Genomic DNA, 16,928 nt, shown 5'->3' on the forward strand with positions numbered 1-16,928 from the left:
CCCGGTGGCGACCGGCCAGGCCGCGGTCGACCAGCTCCTTGAGGTCCTCGACCTCGACCACACCGGCGAGATGACCTTCCGGGGGATGAGCCCCCCGGTCGGCCCGCAGCGGGTGTACGGGGGCCAGGTCGCCGGTCAGGCCCTGGTCGCCGCCGGGCGTACCGTCGAACCGGAGCGCTTCGTGCACTCGCTGCACGGCTACTTCGTCCGACCCGGCGACCCGGCCGAGCCGATCGAGTACCAGGTGGAGAACGTCCGCGACGGACGGTCCTTCTCGGTGCGCCGCTCGGTGGCGTTGCAGCACGACCGGCCGATCTTCTTCATGTCGGCCTCGTTCCAGCGGCAGGAGGAGGGGCTGGAGCACCAGGCCCCCACCCCGCCGGACGTGCCCGGCCCGGACGACGTCCCGACGATGACCGACCGGCTCTCCCGCTACCCGGAGCGGCTCGGCATCTGGGGGCAGATCCCCCGCCCGATCGACGTGCGCTACGTCGGCGAGCCCGGCTGGGTCCGCCCCGGCGACCGCCCGGCCGACCCGTACCAGCGGGTCTGGATGCGCATCGACGGCAAGCTGCCCGACGATCCGCTGCTGCACGCCTGCGCCCTCACCTACGCCTCCGACCTGACCCTGCTGGATTCGGTCCTCTCGGTGCACGGCGAGGTCTGGGGTCCCGGCGGCGTGGTCGGGGCGAGCCTGGACCACGCGCTGTGGTTCCACCGCTCGTTCCGGGCCGACGAGTGGTTCCTCTACGACTGCTGGAGCCCGTCCGCCTCCGGTGCCCGTGGCCTGGCCACCGGCCGGTTGTTCACCACCGACGGCCGGCACATCGCCAGCGCCGTGCAGGAGGGTCTGCTGCGCCGCGTCGGCGCGTGATCAGAAGCTGCTGACCACCTTCACCAACGCCTCGTCGATCGTGGCCGGGTCCTTGGCGTCGAACGCCTTGCCGGCCGACGCCTTGGCGATCCGGTCGAGGGCGGCGAGGTCGGACTCCTGGTCGAAGGCGACGCAGAAGACCTTGACCGGCCGCTTCGGATCCAACGCGATGTCCCGCAGCAGCCGGGCCAGGTCGCTGTCCTTCTGGTACTCGTTCTTGCCGTCGGTGAGCACGACCACCGCGTTGATCCGGTTCGGGTCGTAGTTGTCGAGCAGGGTGCGGTGCGCCGCGCGGACCGTCGCGTACAGCGCGGTGTTGCCCCCGATCCGCAGCCCGGCCAGCTTGCGGGTGAACGCCGTCCGGTCCAGCGGAGACAACGGCACTTCCGCGCTGTACGGCTTCTTCGGCCGCTGCGGGGTCTCACTGGAGAACGACCAGAGCGCCACCTGGTCGGCGGAGTTCAGCAGCTCGATCGCCTTCCCGGCGGCGCCGGTCGCCGCCTGGAACCGGGTCTGGTCGCCGACGCTGGCCTTCATCGACCCCGAGGTGTCCACGGCGAGCAGGATGTTGGCCTTCTTGCGCAGGGTGTCCCACCCGTCGAGGATCGCGTCGACCACCTCCGGCGTCGGCGGGTCGAAGTAGTTGAGCTGGTCGCCGCCCCGGCCGGGCACCGCGGCCAGGAGCGAGCCGGCGGGACGGCGTTCCTTGTCGCGGAAGCCCAGCTCGGCGAAGCTGCGCTGCTGCGGGTCGGCCTGAAGGAACCGGAGGAAGTCCTCGGCGGCCTCGCGCTGCGCCGGGTCGGCCGAGGGCAGCACCACGTACGGGTGGTCGAGGTTGAACGTCCCCTCCTTGGGGTGCACCGCCACCAGGGGGACCCGGGGCTTCTGGCCCGGGGTGGGGCTGAGCTGACCCTGGTTGTAGAGGTAGACCAGCTCCTCCTGGAGGACGATCGCGCTCATGTCCGTCGCCGGGGCGTCCCCGGTGGCGGCGGCGTCCGCCTCGGCGAGGTTGCGCAGCAGGTCCACCGAGTCGTCGCTGTAGTGCGACACGTTGGCCTCGATCCGCCGGACGAACTGGGTCACCGCCGGTTGGGCGAGGTCCTCACTGGTCAGATCGCTGGCCCGGTTGACCGCCGCGTAGTAGGTGGCGATGGTGGCCGCCAGGCCCGAGGTGGACAGGTGCGGGTTGTCCTTGCCGAAGGTGAACCGGCCCCACTGTGGTCGCCCGAACGCCGCCCAGCCGGTGTCGCCGGAGAGGCCGAGGACGTCCGCCCAGCCGAGCGGGCCGCGCTGCTGCACCAGTTCGCCCTTGTCCTGGGGCATGGCGATGACCAGCGGACTGTTGGCGATCGACGGGTACTGGCCGGGGGTCTGCGGGGCCCGGCCCGCCGCCTTGTCCAGGATGCGTAGCTGACCGGTCCACAGCGACGAGGTGGGCAGCCACACCTGCGGCGCCGGAAGCTGCGGCTGGGTGAGCGTCCAGCCGCCGGCCAGCGCCTCCATCGCCTCGCCCGAGTTGAGGCCGTTGACGCTCACCTGCGCGCAGCGCCCGCCGAAGCGCCGGTCGGCGGCGTTGTACCGGGCGGCGAGCTGGGTGACCAGCGCGCTCTTCTCGGTGGAGGAGTTGACCGCCAGCGGCACGCAGTCGGACCGGTCCGTGCCGGGCGTCGGCCCGACGAACAGGTACGCCGCGGCGATCACCACGAGCCCTGCGACGACGGCCGCCGCGTACGGAAGCCACGGCCGGGCGGGACGCTGACCGATGGCCATCGGGTCCTCCAGGGGTTCGGCGGGTCAGGCGTCGGTTCGGGGTGCCGGCACGGGCCGGTCGGTGGTGTCCGGTGGGACGCCGTCCGGCTCGGCGGTCGCGGTCAGCGCGGTGGCGACCAGCAGACGGACACCGTAGACCACGACGAAGGTGGTGGAGCCGACGGCGGCGGCGGTGCCCACGGCGGCGGACGCGACGTATCCGGCCGCCCCGCCGACCGAGCCGAGGAAGATCGCCGTCGAGACGCCCCACGGGTCGGCCCACTGCCGGCGCATCCGCCGGGCCCAGCCGGCCATCGTGGACGTCGGCTGCGGCGGACGCTCGGCTACCGTCGGCGTCGGCGCGTCGACCACCGTGGGCGTCGTCGGCGCGGCCGATGCGGGCGGCCGGTCCGCCACGGTGGGCGCGAGCGGCCGGTCTGCCACGGTGGGTGCGAGCGGCCGGTCCGTCACGGTGGGCGTCGCGGTGACCGGCTGCTCGACCAGGGTGGGCGTCGGCTGCGCCGCAGGTCCGTACGGTCGGTCCGCCACCGTCGGTGCCGATCCGGAGCGGGTCACCGGCTGGGTGGCGGCGGCTTCGTTGCCGGCCTGCAGCACGGACTGGATCGGCAGGTCCGTCCCGCCGCGCGCGCCGTACCCGAGCAGCCGTAGCAGGATCTCCTCGGCGTGGGGCCGGACCCGGTGGTCCTTGTCCAGGCACCGCCCGATCAGGTCGGCCAGCGGGCCGGAGAGCCCGGTCAGCTCCGGCGGGTCGTGCAGGACCCGGTGCATCACCACGGCCACCGCCCCGGTGCCGAACGGCGGGCGTCCGGACGCCGCGAAGGCGATGGTCGCCGCCCAGGCGAACACGTCGCTGGCCGGTCCGACCTCGTCGTCGCGGAACCGTTCCGGCGCCATGTACGGGGCGGTGCCCATGATCCGGCTGGTCATCGTCTCGGTGACGTCGAGCGCCCGGGCGATGCCGAAGTCGATCACCCGGGGGCCGTCCGCCCCGAGGATCACGTTGTCCGGCTTGAGGTCGCAGTGCACCACGTCGGACTGGTGGATCGCGGCGAGCGCGGTGGCGGTGCCCACGGCCAGCCGGTGCAGGGCGTTGCCGCTGACCGGGCCGTGCTGCCGGACGTGCCGTTGCAGGGTGACGCCCTCGATGAACTCGCTGACCACGTACGGCAGGTCACCGTCCACATCGGCGAAGAGGATCTGCGCGGTGCAGAACGGCGCGACCCGTCGGGCGGCGGCGATCTCCTTGGCGAACTGGGACTTGGCGCGGGGGTGCTGGTGCAGGTCCACATTGATCACCTTGACGGCGACCCACCGGCCCTGCTCGTCGCGACCCAGGTAGACCACGCCCTGCCCGCCCGCGCCGAGCCGGCCGATCAGCTCGTACGGCCCGGCCTGTCGCGGGTCCCGCGGGTTCAGCGGTGTCACGTCCGGCATCGCTGTCGCTGCCCCTATCGGCCAATGCTCTCGTGGTGAGGACGGGTCGTCCACCGGCAACCCCCGCCGGCGACACGGGTATGGTGCCACGTCCGCGCCACCGCGTGGCGTCGCCCGGCCGGCAGTCGGGACGGCGCCGGTCGACGAACCGCCGGCCCGGTCGACCGTTCGGTGGAGGGCGGCGACCCAGCCGGGTGGTCAGCCGACTAGCCTTGCGGTCATGCGCCTCTCCGCCCGGGTCGACTATGCCCTCCGTGCGGCCGCCGAACTCGCGTCGGTCGCCGATGGCGCGAACGCCGGGCGGAGCCGACCGGTCACCGCCGAGCAGATCGCCCGGGCCCAGGAGATCCCGCCGAAGTTCCTGGAGAGCATCCTGCTCCAGCTACGCCGGGGCGGCATCGTGCACGCCCAGCGTGGTCCGGAGGGCGGCTACTGGCTGGCCCGGCCGGCGGCGGAGATCTCGCTGGCCGAGGTGATCCGGGTGATCGACGGCCCGCTCGCCCATGTCCGGGGGCAGCGTCCCGAGCAGCTCGGCTACCACGGCGCGGCGCGGGCGTTGCAGGACGTCTGGATCGCGTTGCGGGCCAGCGAGCGGGAGATCCTGGAGCAGGTCAGCATCGCCGACGTGGCGACCGGCGCGTTGCCGGACCGGATCAACGAGCTGGCCGCCGACCCGCGCGCCTGGAGCTGACCGGCGTCCCACTCCCCGTCCCGCCAGCGCCTCGGCCGGTCCGGCCCGGTGTCCCGCGCCGGATCGCGCCTCCGCCGCCCGGTCCGGGGTTCCCCGCCGGGTGGCGGGCGTCCCACCCACCGATCGGGGGCTTGACCCGACCGGTGCCGTGCCGCATTGTCGACCAAGTCGATAGGAGATGCCGAAAAGTTCGGAGGGGCTCGTGCGCAAGCTTCTGGTTCTCGCCCTGGTCGGGCTGGCCGCACAGCTCGTCGACGGCGCGCTCGGCATGGCGTACGGGCTGACCTCGTCGACCCTGCTGCTCGTCGTCGGGGTCGCCCCGGCCGCCGCCTCGGCCTCGGTGCACCTCGCCGAGATCGGCACCACGCTCGCCGCCGGTGTCGCGCACTGGCGGTTCGGCAACGTCGACTGGCGGGTGGTCGGCCGGATCGCCCTGCCCGGTGCGGTCGGCGCGTTCGTCGGCGCCACCTTCCTCAGCTCCATCTCCACCGAGAACGCCGCCCCCTGGATGGCCGGCATCCTGTTCACCCTCGGCGCGTACCTGCTGGTGCGCTTCTCCCGGCCGCTGCGCTCGCGGCCGGGCGGCGGGCGGCTGCGCGGCCGGTTCCTCGGCCCGCTCGGCCTGGTCGCCGGGTTCGTCGACGCCACCGGCGGTGGGGGCTGGGGTCCGGTGGCCACCCCGGCGCTGCTGGTGTCCGGCCGGATGGAGCCGCGCAAGGTGATCGGCTCGGTGGACACCGCCGAGTTCGTGGTGGCCGGCGCGGCCAGCATCGGCTTCCTGATCGGCCTGGGCAGTGAGGGCTTCCTGCTGCCCACCGTCGCGGCCCTGCTGGTCGGCGGCCTGATCGCCGCGCCGGTGGCCGCCTGGCTGGTGCGGATCGTCCCCGCCCAGCTACTCGGCGCCACCATCGGCGGGGTGATCGTGCTGACCAACGCCCGTACCCTGCTCAACGCCGGAGACGCCGGGCCGGCGGCCCGCCCGGTCGTCTACGCGCTGCTCGCCGCCGGCTGGCTGGCCGCGCTGGTGCTGGCCGTCCGCGCGCTGCGCCGGACCCGCCGCACCCACGCCACCGTCGACGCCGCCGTGGCGACGTCGGCTCCGGACCACGCCGCCCCGGACGGCGCGGTCGAGCCCGCCCCGGTGGTGGCCGCCGGGCCGGTCGGGGCCGACGACCGGCTGGCCGCCGCCGAGCGCTGACCCTGACCGGGTACGTCACACCAGGGCCGCCCACCCGACCGGGCCTCGTCGCCACCGTGGGGTCGGTCCCCGCCGGTCCGGTCGGACGGCGGGGACCGGTCAGCCGGCCAGGATGTCGGTCGCCGCCGAGGCCAGCAGCTCCCACGCCTCGTCCACGTGCTCCGGTCCGGTCAGCGGTGACCCGACCGCCAGGCGCAGCGTGTACCGGCCGTTCACCCGGGTGTGCGTCAGGTGCACCCGGCCGCTGGCGTTGACCCGGGCCAGCAGCGCCGCGCTGGCCTCGTCGCCGGCCCGCAGCCGGAAGCAGACCAGCGAGAACGGGTGCGCGGCGGCCAGCGCGAACCGGTCGTCGGCGACCAGCCGGTCGGCGAACCGGTCGGCCAGGGCGACCCCCGAGCGGATGTGCGCGCGCAGCCCCTCGGCGCCGTACCAGCGCAGCACGAACCACAGCTTCAGCGCGCGGAACCGGCGGCCCAGCGGCACCTGCCAGTCCCGGTAGTCGAGCACCGCGCCGGACTCGGTGGCCGCGTTGCGCAGGAACTCCGGCATCACGGTCAGCGCCTCGGTCAGCTCGCCCCGGTCGGCCACCCAGAAGGCGTCGCAGTCGAAGCCGGTGAGCAGCCACTTGTGCGGGTCGAAGCAGTACGAGTCGGCGTACTCGACGCCGGCGTGCGACCAGCGCAGCTCGGGGCAGACCGCCGCCGCCCCCGCGTACGCGGCGTCGACGTGCAGCCAGACGCCGTACTCGGCGCAGATCGCCCCGATCTCCGGCAGCGGGTCGACGGCGGTGGTGGAGGTCGTCCCGATGGTGGCCACCACGATGGCCGGGACCTCACCGGCGGCCAGGTCCGCCTCGATCGCCGCGCGCAGCGCCGCCGGACGCAGCGCCTGGGTCACCGGATCCACCTCGATCGGGCGTACCCCCTCCCCGCCGAGCCCGGCGATGCGCACCGCCTTCTCGATGGAGGAGTGCCCGTGCGTCGAGGTGTACGCCCGGTACCGGCGGTCGACGCCCACCTCCCGCCACCGGCCCTTGCTGGCCCGGTGCAGGGCGGCCAGGGTGGCGACCAGGGTGGCCGAGGAGGCCGAGTCCTGGATCACCCCGCCGCCGGGGCCGGTGGAGCGGAACCGCTCGGGCAGGCCCATCAGGTCGGCCAGCCAGTCCAGCGTCACCGTCTCCAGTTCGGTGCAGGCCGGCGCGGTGGCCCAGAGCATGCCCTGTACGCCCAGACCCGAGCTGACCAGGTCACCGAGGACGCTGGGTCCGCTGGTGTTGGCCGGGAAGTAGCCGAAGAAGCCCGGGTGCTGCCAGTGGGTTAGCCGAGGGGTGATGATGTCGTCCATGTCGGCGAGGACCGCCGCGATGGGCTCGCCGTGCTCGGGCGCGGTGGCCGGTAGCGCGGCGACGACCGTGCCGGGCGGGTCCTGCGAGGTCACCGGGCGTTGCCCGAGCGTCGTCCAGTAGTCGGCGATCCAGTCCACCACCGCGTGCCCGGCGCTGCGGAACTCCTCCGGGTCCATGTGCTCAGCCATCCGCCGAGTCGATCAGTCGGGACCGCTCCGGGGCAAGGGCGGGAGCGGGTTGTGCGGCGGGAAAGCGTTGTCCTAGGATCCAGGGGCGCGGAGCCGGGTCGCGGATGTCGATGCAGGGCGTCCACCACCACCGTCAGCGCGGCGAACCGATCCCGCCGGTCCGGGCAGGCCGGCGTCACCGCCGTGTGCCTGACCTCCGCGAAAGGCATCCTCGTGCCCCTCAACCCCTACCGTCGCCGGACGGTGCTGCTCGCCGCCGCGGCGGCCACCACCCTCGTCGCCGGCACCCTCAGCGCCGTGGCGGCCTCCGCCGCCGCGGCCGGCTGCCGGGTCGACTACACGATCAGCAACCAGTGGAGTGGCGGCTTCGGCGCCGACGTCACCGTCACCAACCTCGGTGACCCGCTGAACGGCTGGACGCTCACCTGGTCGTACACCGCCGGCCAGCAGGTCACCCAGGCATGGAACGCCACCGTCACCCAGTCCGGCGCGCAGGTCAGCGCCAAGGACGCCGGCTACAACGCCGCGCTCGGCACCAACGGCACCGCGAACTTCGGCTTCAACGCGTCGTGGAACAACACCAGCAACCCGGTCCCGGCGAGCTTCGCCCTCAACGGCACCACCTGCACGGGCGGCACCGCGCCCACCACCGCGCCGCCGACGACCACCCCGCCCCCGCCCACCACAGCCCCGCCCACCACGCCCCCGCCGACCACCCCGCCGGCCGGGGCGAAGCAACTGGAGGACCTCGACCGCGGGCTGATCAGCGTCCGCTCCGGCAGCGCGAACCTGGTCTCCTGGCGGCTGCTCGGCACCGAGACCGCCGGGGTGTCGTTCAACCTCTACCGGGGCTCCACGAAGGTCAACGGCACGCCGATCACGGGGGCCACCAACTATCTCGACAGTGGGGCGGCGGCCGGCGCGGCGTACACCGTGCGGGCCGTGGTGAACGGCGCCGAGCAGGCGGCGTCCGCGCCCGCGCTCCAGTTCGCCAACGGCTACCTGGACGTGCCGATCCAGCCGCCGGCCGGCGGCACCACCCCGAGCGGCGAGGCGTACACCTACGCGGCCAACGACGCCAGCGTCGGCGATGTCGACGGCGACGGCCGCTACGAGATCGTGCTCAAGTGGGACCCGTCCAACGCCAAGGACAACTCCCAGTCCGGCTACACCGGCAACGTCTACGTCGACGCGTACACCCTCACCGGCAGTCGGTTGTGGCGCATCGACCTGGGCCGCAACATCCGTGCCGGCGCGCACTACACCCAGTTCCAGGTGTACGACTACGACGGCGACGGCCGGGCCGAGGTGGCCATGAAGACCGCCGACGGCACCCGCTCCGGCACCGGCCAGCTCATCGGCTCCTCGTCGGCGGACTACCGCAACTCCAGCGGTTACGTCCTGTCCGGCCCGGAGTACCTGACCATGTTCAACGGCCAGACCGGCGCGATCCTGTCCACCGTCGACTACGACCCGCCGCGCGGCACCGTCTCCTCCTGGGGCGACTCGTACGGCAACCGGGTCGACCGGTTCCTGGCCGGCACCGCGTACCTCGACGGGCAACGCCCCTCGCTGGTCATGGCGCGCGGCTACTACACCCGCGCGGTCGTCGCCGCCTGGGACTTCCGCAACGGTGCCCTGACCAAGCGGTGGACGTTCGACTCGAACGCCTCCGGCAACTCCGCCGCCGCCGGCCAGGGCAACCACCAGCTCTCCGTCGCCGACGTCGACGGCGACGGCCGGCAGGAGATCGTGTACGGCGCCGCCACCATCGACGACAACGGCCGGCTGCTCTACTCCACCGGCAACGGGCACGGCGACGCCCTGCACGTCGGTGACCTCGACCCGAGCCGGGCCGGCCTAGAGGTCTTCAAGGTCGACGAGGACGGCAGCAAGCCCAGCTCCTGGTTCGCCGACGCCCGTACCGGCCAGATCCTCTGGTCGACGGCGGCCAACGGCGACAACGGCCGGGGCGTCTCCGCCGACATCTGGGCGGGCAGCCCCGGGGCCGAGTCGTGGTCGGCGGCGGTCGACGGGCTGACCAACACCAGGGGGCAGAACGTCGGACGCAAGCCGTCGTCGATGAACTTCCTCGCCTGGTGGGACGGCGACCCGGTACGCGAGCTGGTCGACGCCACGAAGATCGACAAGTACGGCACCGGCGGCGAGACCCGGCTGCTCACCGGCAGCGGAGTGGCCTCCAACAACGGCACCAAGTCCACCCCGGCGCTCTCCGGCGACATCCTCGGCGACTGGCGGGAGGAGGTGGTCTGGCGGACCAGCGACAGCACCGCGCTGCGGATCTACAGCACCCCGACGCCGACCAGCACCCGGATCTACACCCTGATGCACGACGCCCAGTACCGGGCCGCCATCGCCTGGCAGAACACCGCCTACAACCAGCCGCCGCACCCGAGCTTCTTCATCGGCGACGGCATGTCCACCCCGCCGACGCCCAGCATCTACCTGCGCTGACCCGCCTGGCCCGAAGACGCAGGCACCGGGCCGCCAGCCGCGGAATCCGCACAGCTGGCGACCCGGTGCACCACACCGCAGCACCCCCGACCCGTCCCGACCGGGAGTGCCGTACCACCACCGGTCATAAAGTTAGAGGTCCTGCGCGACGGTGGGGTGACGTGGCTATGAAGAGCGTGTTTCAGGCGTTCCGGGTAAGCCCGCCGGCCACCGCGTCGGCCACCAGCTCGAACGAGCGCACCCGGTCGGCCACGTCGTACACCATGGTGGTGAGCATCAGCTCGTCCGCGCCGGTGCGGGCCAGCAGCTCGGTGAGCTGCCGGCGGACCGTCTCCGGCGAGCCCATCGCCTGGCCGTCCCGCCGTTGCCGGACGAACTCGCGGTCCACCTCGCGGTACGGGTACCCGGCGGCGTCCTCGGGGCTGGCCAGCGGCTCCGGTCGCCCCGAGCGCAGCTTCAGGAAGGACAGCGCGCTCGGGCCGGACAGCCACTCGGCCCGCTCGTCGGTGTCGGCGCAGACCACGTTCACCGCCACCATCGCGTACGGCCGGTCCAGCCAGCGCGACGGCCGGAAGTGCTGCCGGTAGAGCTGGAGGGCGGGCAGGGTGTGCTGCGCGCTGAAGTGGTGGGCGAACGAGAACGGCAGCCCGAGCAGCCCGGCGAGCTGGGCGCTGAACCCGCTGGAGCCGAGCAGCCAGACCGCGGGGGACTGGCCCAGCCCGGGGGTGGCCGTGATCGGCCCCGGGTCGTCGCCGCTGAAGTAGTTCATCAGGTCGGCCAGCTCCCGGGGGAAGCCGTCGGCCGACAGCCCCTCCATGGTGCGGCGCAGCGCCAGCGCGGTCACCTGGTCGGTGCCCGGCGCCCGGCCGATGCCCAGGTCGATCCGGCCCGGGTGCAGCGCCTCCAGGGTGCCGAACTGCTCGGCGACCACCAGCGGCGCGTGGTTGGGCAGCATCACCCCGCCCGAGCCCAGCCGGATCGTCGAGGTGTGGGCCGCCAGGTGGGCGAGCAGCACCGCCGGGGCGGAGCTGGCGATCGCCGGCATGTTGTGGTGCTCGGCCACCCAGAACCGGCGGTAGCCCAGCTCCTCGGTGCGCCGGGCCAGCTCGGTGGTGTGCGCGAGCGCCTCACCGGCGGAGGCCCCGGCGGCGACCGGAGCAAGATCAAGAACAGACAACGGTACGTCGATCACGACAGGAGCCAACCCGGCCCGCGCCGGATCTGTTCCCCGGCCCGGGGCGGATCGGGCAGGTGGCGGTATCCGGGCCCGGCCGACACCGCCACTTCCCCGAGCCGGAGTGGATCGAGCGCCGGCAGGTGCCGGGGTGGCTGCCGCGCTCAGCCCATGCCCCGGGCCTGCTCGAAGATCAGGCTGGTCTGGGTGTGCTGCACCGCCGGGTCCACCGCCAGGTGGTCCAGCACGAAGTCGCGCAGCGCGTCACCGGAGGCCGCCCGCACGTGCAGCACGTAGTCCTCCGCGCCGGCCACGTGGAACACCGACACCACCCCCGGCAGCCGCACCGACCGGGCCCGGAACGCGTCCACCGCGGCCCGTTCGTGCGCGGTGAGCCGCACCGACACCAGGGCCTGCAACGGCAGCCCCACCGCCGCCGGGTCCACCTCGGCGTGGAAGCCCCGAATCGCCCCGCACTCGCGCAGCGCCCGGGTCCGGGTCAGGCAGGTGGACGGGGCGACCCCGACCCGCTCGGCGAGGGCGTTGTTCGGCAACCGGCCGTCCGCCGTCAGCGCGGTCAGGATCGCGCGGTCGACGTCGTCCAGCGCGGCGAAGGGCCGTACATCGTTCGGTGTGGAGGGCATCCGGCCATCCTTCTCCGAATGTGGCAACGAGGAAAGCCCTATATGAAGAATGTTCTTCGATCCCATTGCTCATTGCGGGGCTGATGTTCGACGCTTCCGGCATGACGACGGTGGACACCCGGGCCGTGCACGCCGGCCGCGACGACCTCGCGGCCCTCGGCGTCCACGTGCCGCCGATCGACCTCTCCACCACCAACCCGCTGCCGTCGGTCGACGCCGGCGGCGACGCGTACGAACTGCTCGCCACCGGTGGCACCCGCCCACCCGGCGGCAGCGCCGTCTACCAGCGCCTCTGGAACCCCACCGTGGCCCGCTTCGAAACCGCGCTCGCCGCCCTCGAAGGCACCCCGGAGGCGGTCGCCTTCGCCAGCGGCATGGCCGCCCTCACCGCCGCCCTGCTCGCCGCCACCCGCGACGGGAAACGGCACGTCGTCGCCGTGCGCCCGCTCTACGGCGGCACCGACCACGTGCTCGCCACCGGCCTGCTCGGCACCGAGGTCGGCTGGGCCCGCCCCGACCAGGTCGCCGACGCCGTCCGCCCGGACACCGCCCTGGTCCTCGTCGAGACGCCGGCCAACCCCACCCTCGACCTCGTCGACATCGCCGCCCTCGCCACCGCTGCCGGGGACGTCCCGCTGCTCGTCGACAACACCGTCGCCACTCCGGTGCTCCAGCAGCCCGCCCGGCACGGCGCCGCGCTCGTCCTGCACAGCGCCACCAAGAGCATCGGCGGCCACGGCGACGTGCTCGCCGGGGTCGTCGCCTGCGACGCCGACTGGGCCGCCCGACTGCGCCAGGTCCGCGCCGTCACCGGAGCGGTGCTCCACCCGCTCGGCGCGTACCTGCTGCACCGGGGCCTGCAGACCCTGCCGCTGCGGGTCCGCGCCCAGCAGGCCGGCGCGGAGAAGCTGGCGCTCTGGCTCGCCGGGCATCCGGCCGTCGACCGGGTTCACCACCCGGCCGTGCACGACCCCGCCGGGCTGGTCGGCCGGCAGATGTCCGGCACCGGAAGCCTGCTCGCCTTCGAGGTACGCGGCGGCGCACCCGCCGCCGCCCGGGTCGCCGGGGCCTGCGAGCTGATCACCCACGCGGTGTCGCTCGGCGGGGTGGACACCCTGATCCAGCACCCCGCCTCGCTCACCCACCGGCCGGTGGCCGGGGAGGCGAAACCGGGCGGCGGACTGCTGCGGCTCTCCGTCGGCCTGGAGGACCCGGAGGACCTGCGGGCCGACCTGGCGCGGGCGCTCGCCGCGAACTGACCGCCCCGCAGCCGGGGTCGCGGCTCCGCGAGGCGCCGGGGCCCTCGTGGCCGTGACGGGGTGTCCATCGCCGACGACAGCAGGCCGAGCCGGCGGGATGAAGGGCCGAGCAGGCAGGCGTACGCGGCCGGGTCTGTCGGATTGTCGACCTCGGACGAGCACCGGAAGCAGCGCCGCGCGGTGCCGACGACGCCGGCCCGGGCCGGTCCACGCACCAGTGCCGGACGGTGGTGCGGGGCGGCGCGAGGTGGCGGGGCGACCGCCCGCACGGGTGGCTCCCCGGGCCGGTACGCGGGCGCGGGCCCTGCATCCCGGGTGGATGCACCCGGCCAGCTTCGAACGCCCACATGACGCTTTGGTGCCCCCGGTGGGATTCGAACCCACACTGTATGCAGTTTGAGTGCATCGTCTCTGCCATTGGACTACAGGGGCCGTTCCGTGGTTCGGCCCCAACAGGGTACCCACTAGGCTAGGGGCGGCGGCACCCGGCACGGCGGGTGCCGGGCTCAGACTGGTGGGAGTGGCTCGTGGCCGAGACGCAGACGGACGCCGAGCGCAGGCGGGTACTGATCGCCGAGGACGAGGCGCTCATCCGACTGGACCTGGCCGAGATGCTGGTCGAGGAGGGCTACGAGGTCGTCGGCGAGGCCGGCGACGGTGAGACCGCCGTGCGGTTGGCCGAGGAGCTCAAGCCGGACCTGGTCATCCTCGACATCAAGATGCCGATCATGGACGGGCTGGCCGCCGCCGAGCGGATCGCCGGTGCCCGGATCGCCCCGGTGATCATCCTGACCGCGTTCAGCCAGCGGGACCTGGTCGAGCGGGCGCGGGCTGCCGGCGCGATGGCGTACCTGGTCAAGCCGTTCCAGAAGAGCGACCTGGTGCCGGCGGTCGAGATCGCCCTCTCCCGCTACTCCGAGATCGCCGCACTTGAGGCGGAGGTGGCCGGGCTCAACGACCGGCTGGAGATCCGCAAGACCGTCGAGCGCGCGAAGGGCGCGCTGATGACGACGTACGGGATGACCGAGCCGCAGGCGTTCAAGTGGATCCAGCGCACCGCGATGGACCACCGGATGACCATGAAGGAGGTCGCCGAGCGGATCCTCGCCGAGACCGCCGGCGGCGAGATGGCCGAGCAGCCGACCTCCTGAACTGGTGGGTCGGCGGGCCCCCACGGCGGCGCGCCGATCGATAGCATCGGATGCGTGTCGATTCGACGCGGGTTCGTTCTGCTCGGCATCCTCGCCGTGCTGGTCGCCGGCTGCGACCGCTCCGGCGAGCGGGACGCCGACCGGCCCGCGCCGCTGCGCCCGGCCTGGCAGGAGCTGACCCTCCCGGCGTCGCCCGGCCCGGCCGGCCGCCTGGTGCTGCGGGACGCGGTCTCCTGCGCCGGCCGGTGGTTCCTGGTCGGCGCGGTCGCCGACGCCGCCGGTGAGACCCGCCCGGCGGCCTGGTCCAGTGCGGACGCTGTCTCCTGGTCGCCGGTTCCGATCGCGGCGCGGACCTTCTACGGCCGCCAGCATGTGCTCTACGCGGCGGCCTGCGCCGACGGTCGGGTGGCCGCGCTGGGGGCCAAGAACGGCGGGGTGCACGGCAATCCACGTACCGGCACCTGGGTGCGCGACGGCGACGGGCCGCTGCGCGAGGTGCCGGCGGCGTTCGAGTTGTTCGGCGGCCCCCGGGCGGTGAACGCGGCCCGGCTGGCGGCCGGTCCCGGCGGTTGGTTGATCGCGGGTGCCCGGTCGGACGGCGCGGCGGTCTGGACCTCCCCGGACGCGGACGGGTTCACCCTGCGTGCGGGCGTGCCGCAGTTGGCCGGCGACGCTCGGGGGCGGACGTCGGCGGACGACGCGGTGGCCCTGCCGGCGGGCTGGCTGGTGGTCGGGTCGCTGCTGCCGGCGGGTGGACGTTCGCTGACGCCGTTGGCCTGGGCCTCGGCGGACGGGCGGTCCTGGCGGCGGGCCGAGTTGCCGGCCCCGGACGGCCGGGGCCAGGCCGAGCGGGTGACGCTGCTCGGCGGCGTGCCGGTGGCCGTCGGCCCGGGGCGGGACGGCCTGTCGGTGTGGCGGGCCGACGACGGGTCGCGGTGGCGTCGGGTCGGCGGGTTCGGGTCGGCCGGTCCGGGGGTGCTGTCGGTGGTGGGCCTGGCCGCGGTGGGCGATGTCCTGGTGGCGGTGACGGGTGACGGTGCCGGCCGTTCGGTCTGGTCGTCGGCGGACGGCGGGGGGTCGTGGCGCGCGGTGACAGTGCCGGTGCCGGTGGCCGACGGCGGCGACACGGCCCTGACGGTGGCGGCCGGGGGAGATCGATTGTTGTTGCTGGCCGACGACGGTCGTGGGTCCCGTGCCTGGTGGGGGGCGTTGTTGGTCGTCGATCGGTAGCGGGTGAGGGCCCTTGCACCCCTTACCTTCGAAATGATGGTGAAACCCGCTCGGAACCGATGGTTCTTACAGCGACCGTTTCCAATCCGCCACGGCGTGTAACGGTTCGATCAACCCCGCTTGCTGGGGCTTACGTCACAGCTTCCTGGTGGGATAACGTCCCGCCCCAGACCGGCGACGACGGTCTGGTTCGTCCGCCCCCCCGCAAGGGCCAATAGTCAGCGGGTGGTTCGGGCCATGCGACGGAGGAGGGTTCGGGCCTTGAGGCAGAAGCTCGCACGCGTGATCGGTGGAGTCGCCATGCTGGCGCTCGTCGCCGGTGGCACCGCTTGCTCCAGCGGCAGCGACGACACGGCGTCCGGTGGGGATAGCTGCGGTAACAAGATCGCGTTCTTCGGCGCGCTGACCGGTAGCTCGGCGGCGCTGGGCATCAACGAGAAGAACGGCGCCAAGCTCGCCGTCGATAAGTACAACAAGGAAAACGCCGACTGCAAGGTCGAGCTGGTCGAGCTCGACTCGCAGGGTAGCGGCGACCAGGCCCCCGGCCTGGCCCAGAAGGCGATCGACGACACCAAGATCCTGGGCATCGTCGGCCCGGCCTACTCGGGTGAGTCCGAGGCCGCCGGCCCGCTGTTCAACGAGGCCGGCCTGGTCACCATCACCCCCTCCGCCACCCGCCCGAGCCTCGCCGAGCAGGGTTGGAAGACCTTCTTCCGGGGCGTCGGCAACGACTTCAGCCAGGGCCCGGCGGCCGGCAACTACATCAAGAACGTGATGAAGGCCGACAAGGTCTACGTCATCGACGACCAGTCCGCCTACGGCGCGGGCCTGGCCGACGAGGTCAAGAAGGTGCTCGGCACCGCGGTCGCTGGCTCGGACAAGGTCCAGGGCGAGGGCAAGCAGACCGACTTCTCCGGCGTGGTGACCAAGGTCAAGGCCGCCGGCGTCAAGGCGGTCTTCTACGGCGGTTACTACCAGGAGGCCGGCCTGATCCGCAAGCAGCTCACCGCTGCCGGGGTCACCGCTCCGCTGGTCGCCGGTGACGGCGTCAACGACGGCGCGTACATCACCACCGCCGGTACTGCCGCCGCCGAGGGCACCATTCTCACCTGCCCGTGTGCCCCCGCGGAGCAGGCACGTGGCACGTTCGTCGAGGAGTTCAAGGCGCTCAACGGCACCGAGCCGGGCACCTACAGCGACACCGCCTACGACGCCGCGAACATCCTGCTCGCCGGCATCAAGGCCAAGAAGACCACCCGTGAGGGCCTGCTGGAGTTCGTGAAGGGCTACAGCGGCGAGGGTGTCGCGGCCAGCTACAAGTTCGTCGAGGGCGGCGAGCTGGACCCGGCGCAGGTCAAGGTCTGGGCCTTCAAGGTGCAGGGCGGCAAGGTCGTCCCCGACCAGGAGATCCCGAAGTCCTGACCACGGTCGCTGCGAGCGTTTGACGACAGATCGCGGGTGCGGCCGGGAGCTCGCTCCCGGCCGCACCTTCTCT

The 16,928-nt window shown here is 73.4% G+C and carries 13 protein-coding genes and 1 tRNA gene; 8 read left to right on the plus strand and 6 right to left on the minus strand.

All coding sequences use genetic code 11. The features are described 5' to 3' along the window. Window positions 1–4 precede the first annotated feature (4 nt). Window positions 5–874 (plus strand): acyl-CoA thioesterase, encoded by an 870-nt coding sequence (locus tag ACIQG9_RS10040; RefSeq protein WP_400399874.1) that lies wholly within the window; start codon window positions 5–7, stop codon window positions 872–874. Here ACIQG9_RS10040 and ACIQG9_RS10045 read toward each other — a convergent pair whose 3' ends face one another. Both ACIQG9_RS10045 and ACIQG9_RS10050 read right to left on the minus strand, forming a co-directional pair. After that, entirely contained in the window at window positions 875–2,644 is a 1,770-nt protein-coding gene (locus ACIQG9_RS10045) for an extracellular solute-binding protein (RefSeq protein ID WP_400399876.1), read from the minus strand. A 24-nt stretch (window positions 2,645–2,668) separates the two neighbouring features. Further along, entirely contained in the window at window positions 2,669–4,078 is a 1,410-nt protein-coding gene (locus ACIQG9_RS10050; protein WP_400399878.1) for a serine/threonine protein kinase, read from the minus strand. A gap of 220 nt (window positions 4,079–4,298) precedes the next feature. Between ACIQG9_RS10050 and ACIQG9_RS10055 the strand changes: the two genes are divergently transcribed. Beyond that, on the plus strand, window positions 4,299–4,769 hold the full coding sequence (locus ACIQG9_RS10055; protein ID WP_400399880.1) for an RrF2 family transcriptional regulator: 471 nt from the start codon (window positions 4,299–4,301) through the stop codon (window positions 4,767–4,769). 202 nt (window positions 4,770–4,971) lie between these two features. Further along, window positions 4,972–5,967 carry a sulfite exporter TauE/SafE family protein gene (locus ACIQG9_RS10060; protein ID WP_400399882.1) on the plus strand — a complete coding sequence of 332 codons (996 nt, stop codon included), beginning with the start codon at window positions 4,972–4,974 and terminating at the stop codon, window positions 5,965–5,967. A gap of 99 nt (window positions 5,968–6,066) precedes the next feature. Here the strand turns inward: ACIQG9_RS10060 and ACIQG9_RS10065 are convergent, their stop codons facing one another. Beyond that, window positions 6,067–7,500 (minus strand): pyridoxal-dependent decarboxylase, encoded by a 1,434-nt coding sequence (locus tag ACIQG9_RS10065; RefSeq protein ID WP_400399884.1) that lies wholly within the window; start codon window positions 7,498–7,500, stop codon window positions 6,067–6,069. A 213-nt stretch (window positions 7,501–7,713) separates the two neighbouring features. Between ACIQG9_RS10065 and ACIQG9_RS10070 the strand changes: the two genes are divergently transcribed. Further along, window positions 7,714–9,975, plus strand: a complete 2,262-nt coding sequence (locus ACIQG9_RS10070; RefSeq protein WP_400399886.1) for a cellulose binding domain-containing protein — start codon at window positions 7,714–7,716, stop codon at window positions 9,973–9,975. Window positions 9,976–10,156: 181 nt separating this feature from the next. On the opposite strand, the gene ACIQG9_RS10075 is transcribed toward ACIQG9_RS10070, so the two are convergent. Then, a complete protein-coding gene (locus ACIQG9_RS10075; RefSeq protein WP_400399888.1) occupies window positions 10,157–11,167 on the minus strand; it encodes an LLM class flavin-dependent oxidoreductase in 1,011 nt (336 codons plus the stop codon). Between the two features lie 146 nt (window positions 11,168–11,313). Next, window positions 11,314–11,793 (minus strand): Lrp/AsnC family transcriptional regulator, encoded by a 480-nt coding sequence (locus tag ACIQG9_RS10080; RefSeq protein ID WP_400399890.1) that lies wholly within the window; start codon window positions 11,791–11,793, stop codon window positions 11,314–11,316. Window positions 11,794–11,876: 83 nt separating this feature from the next. Here ACIQG9_RS10080 and ACIQG9_RS10085 point away from each other — a divergent pair, with 83 nt between their 5' ends. Next, a complete protein-coding gene (locus ACIQG9_RS10085) occupies window positions 11,877–13,052 on the plus strand; it encodes a trans-sulfuration enzyme family protein (RefSeq protein ID WP_400399892.1) in 1,176 nt (391 codons plus the stop codon). 356 nt (window positions 13,053–13,408) lie between these two features. Here the strand turns inward: ACIQG9_RS10085 and ACIQG9_RS10090 are convergent. Next, window positions 13,409–13,484 (minus strand) — tRNA-Leu (locus ACIQG9_RS10090). Window positions 13,485–13,579: 95 nt separating this feature from the next. On the opposite strand from ACIQG9_RS10090, the gene ACIQG9_RS10095 reads away from it, so the two are divergent. The 3 genes from ACIQG9_RS10095 to ACIQG9_RS10105 all read left to right on the plus strand — a co-directional run bounded on the left by ACIQG9_RS10095 (window position 13,580) and on the right by ACIQG9_RS10105 (window position 16,855). After that, window positions 13,580–14,203, plus strand: coding sequence for an ANTAR domain-containing response regulator (locus ACIQG9_RS10095; protein ID WP_400399894.1), 624 nt, complete (start codon window positions 13,580–13,582; stop codon window positions 14,201–14,203). Between the two features lie 54 nt (window positions 14,204–14,257). Then, window positions 14,258–15,433 carry a hypothetical protein gene (locus ACIQG9_RS10100; protein WP_400399896.1) on the plus strand — a complete coding sequence of 392 codons (1,176 nt, stop codon included), beginning with the start codon at window positions 14,258–14,260 and terminating at the stop codon, window positions 15,431–15,433. A gap of 261 nt (window positions 15,434–15,694) precedes the next feature. Next, window positions 15,695–16,855: a branched-chain amino acid ABC transporter substrate-binding protein gene (locus ACIQG9_RS10105; RefSeq protein ID WP_400399898.1), complete on the plus strand. Its 1,161-nt coding sequence runs from the start codon at window positions 15,695–15,697 to the stop codon at window positions 16,853–16,855. Window positions 16,856–16,928 lie beyond the last annotated feature (73 nt).

It is taken from the genome of Micromonospora sp. NPDC092111 (assembly GCF_044755745.1).
GTDB lineage: Bacteria > Actinomycetota > Actinomycetes > Mycobacteriales > Micromonosporaceae > Micromonospora.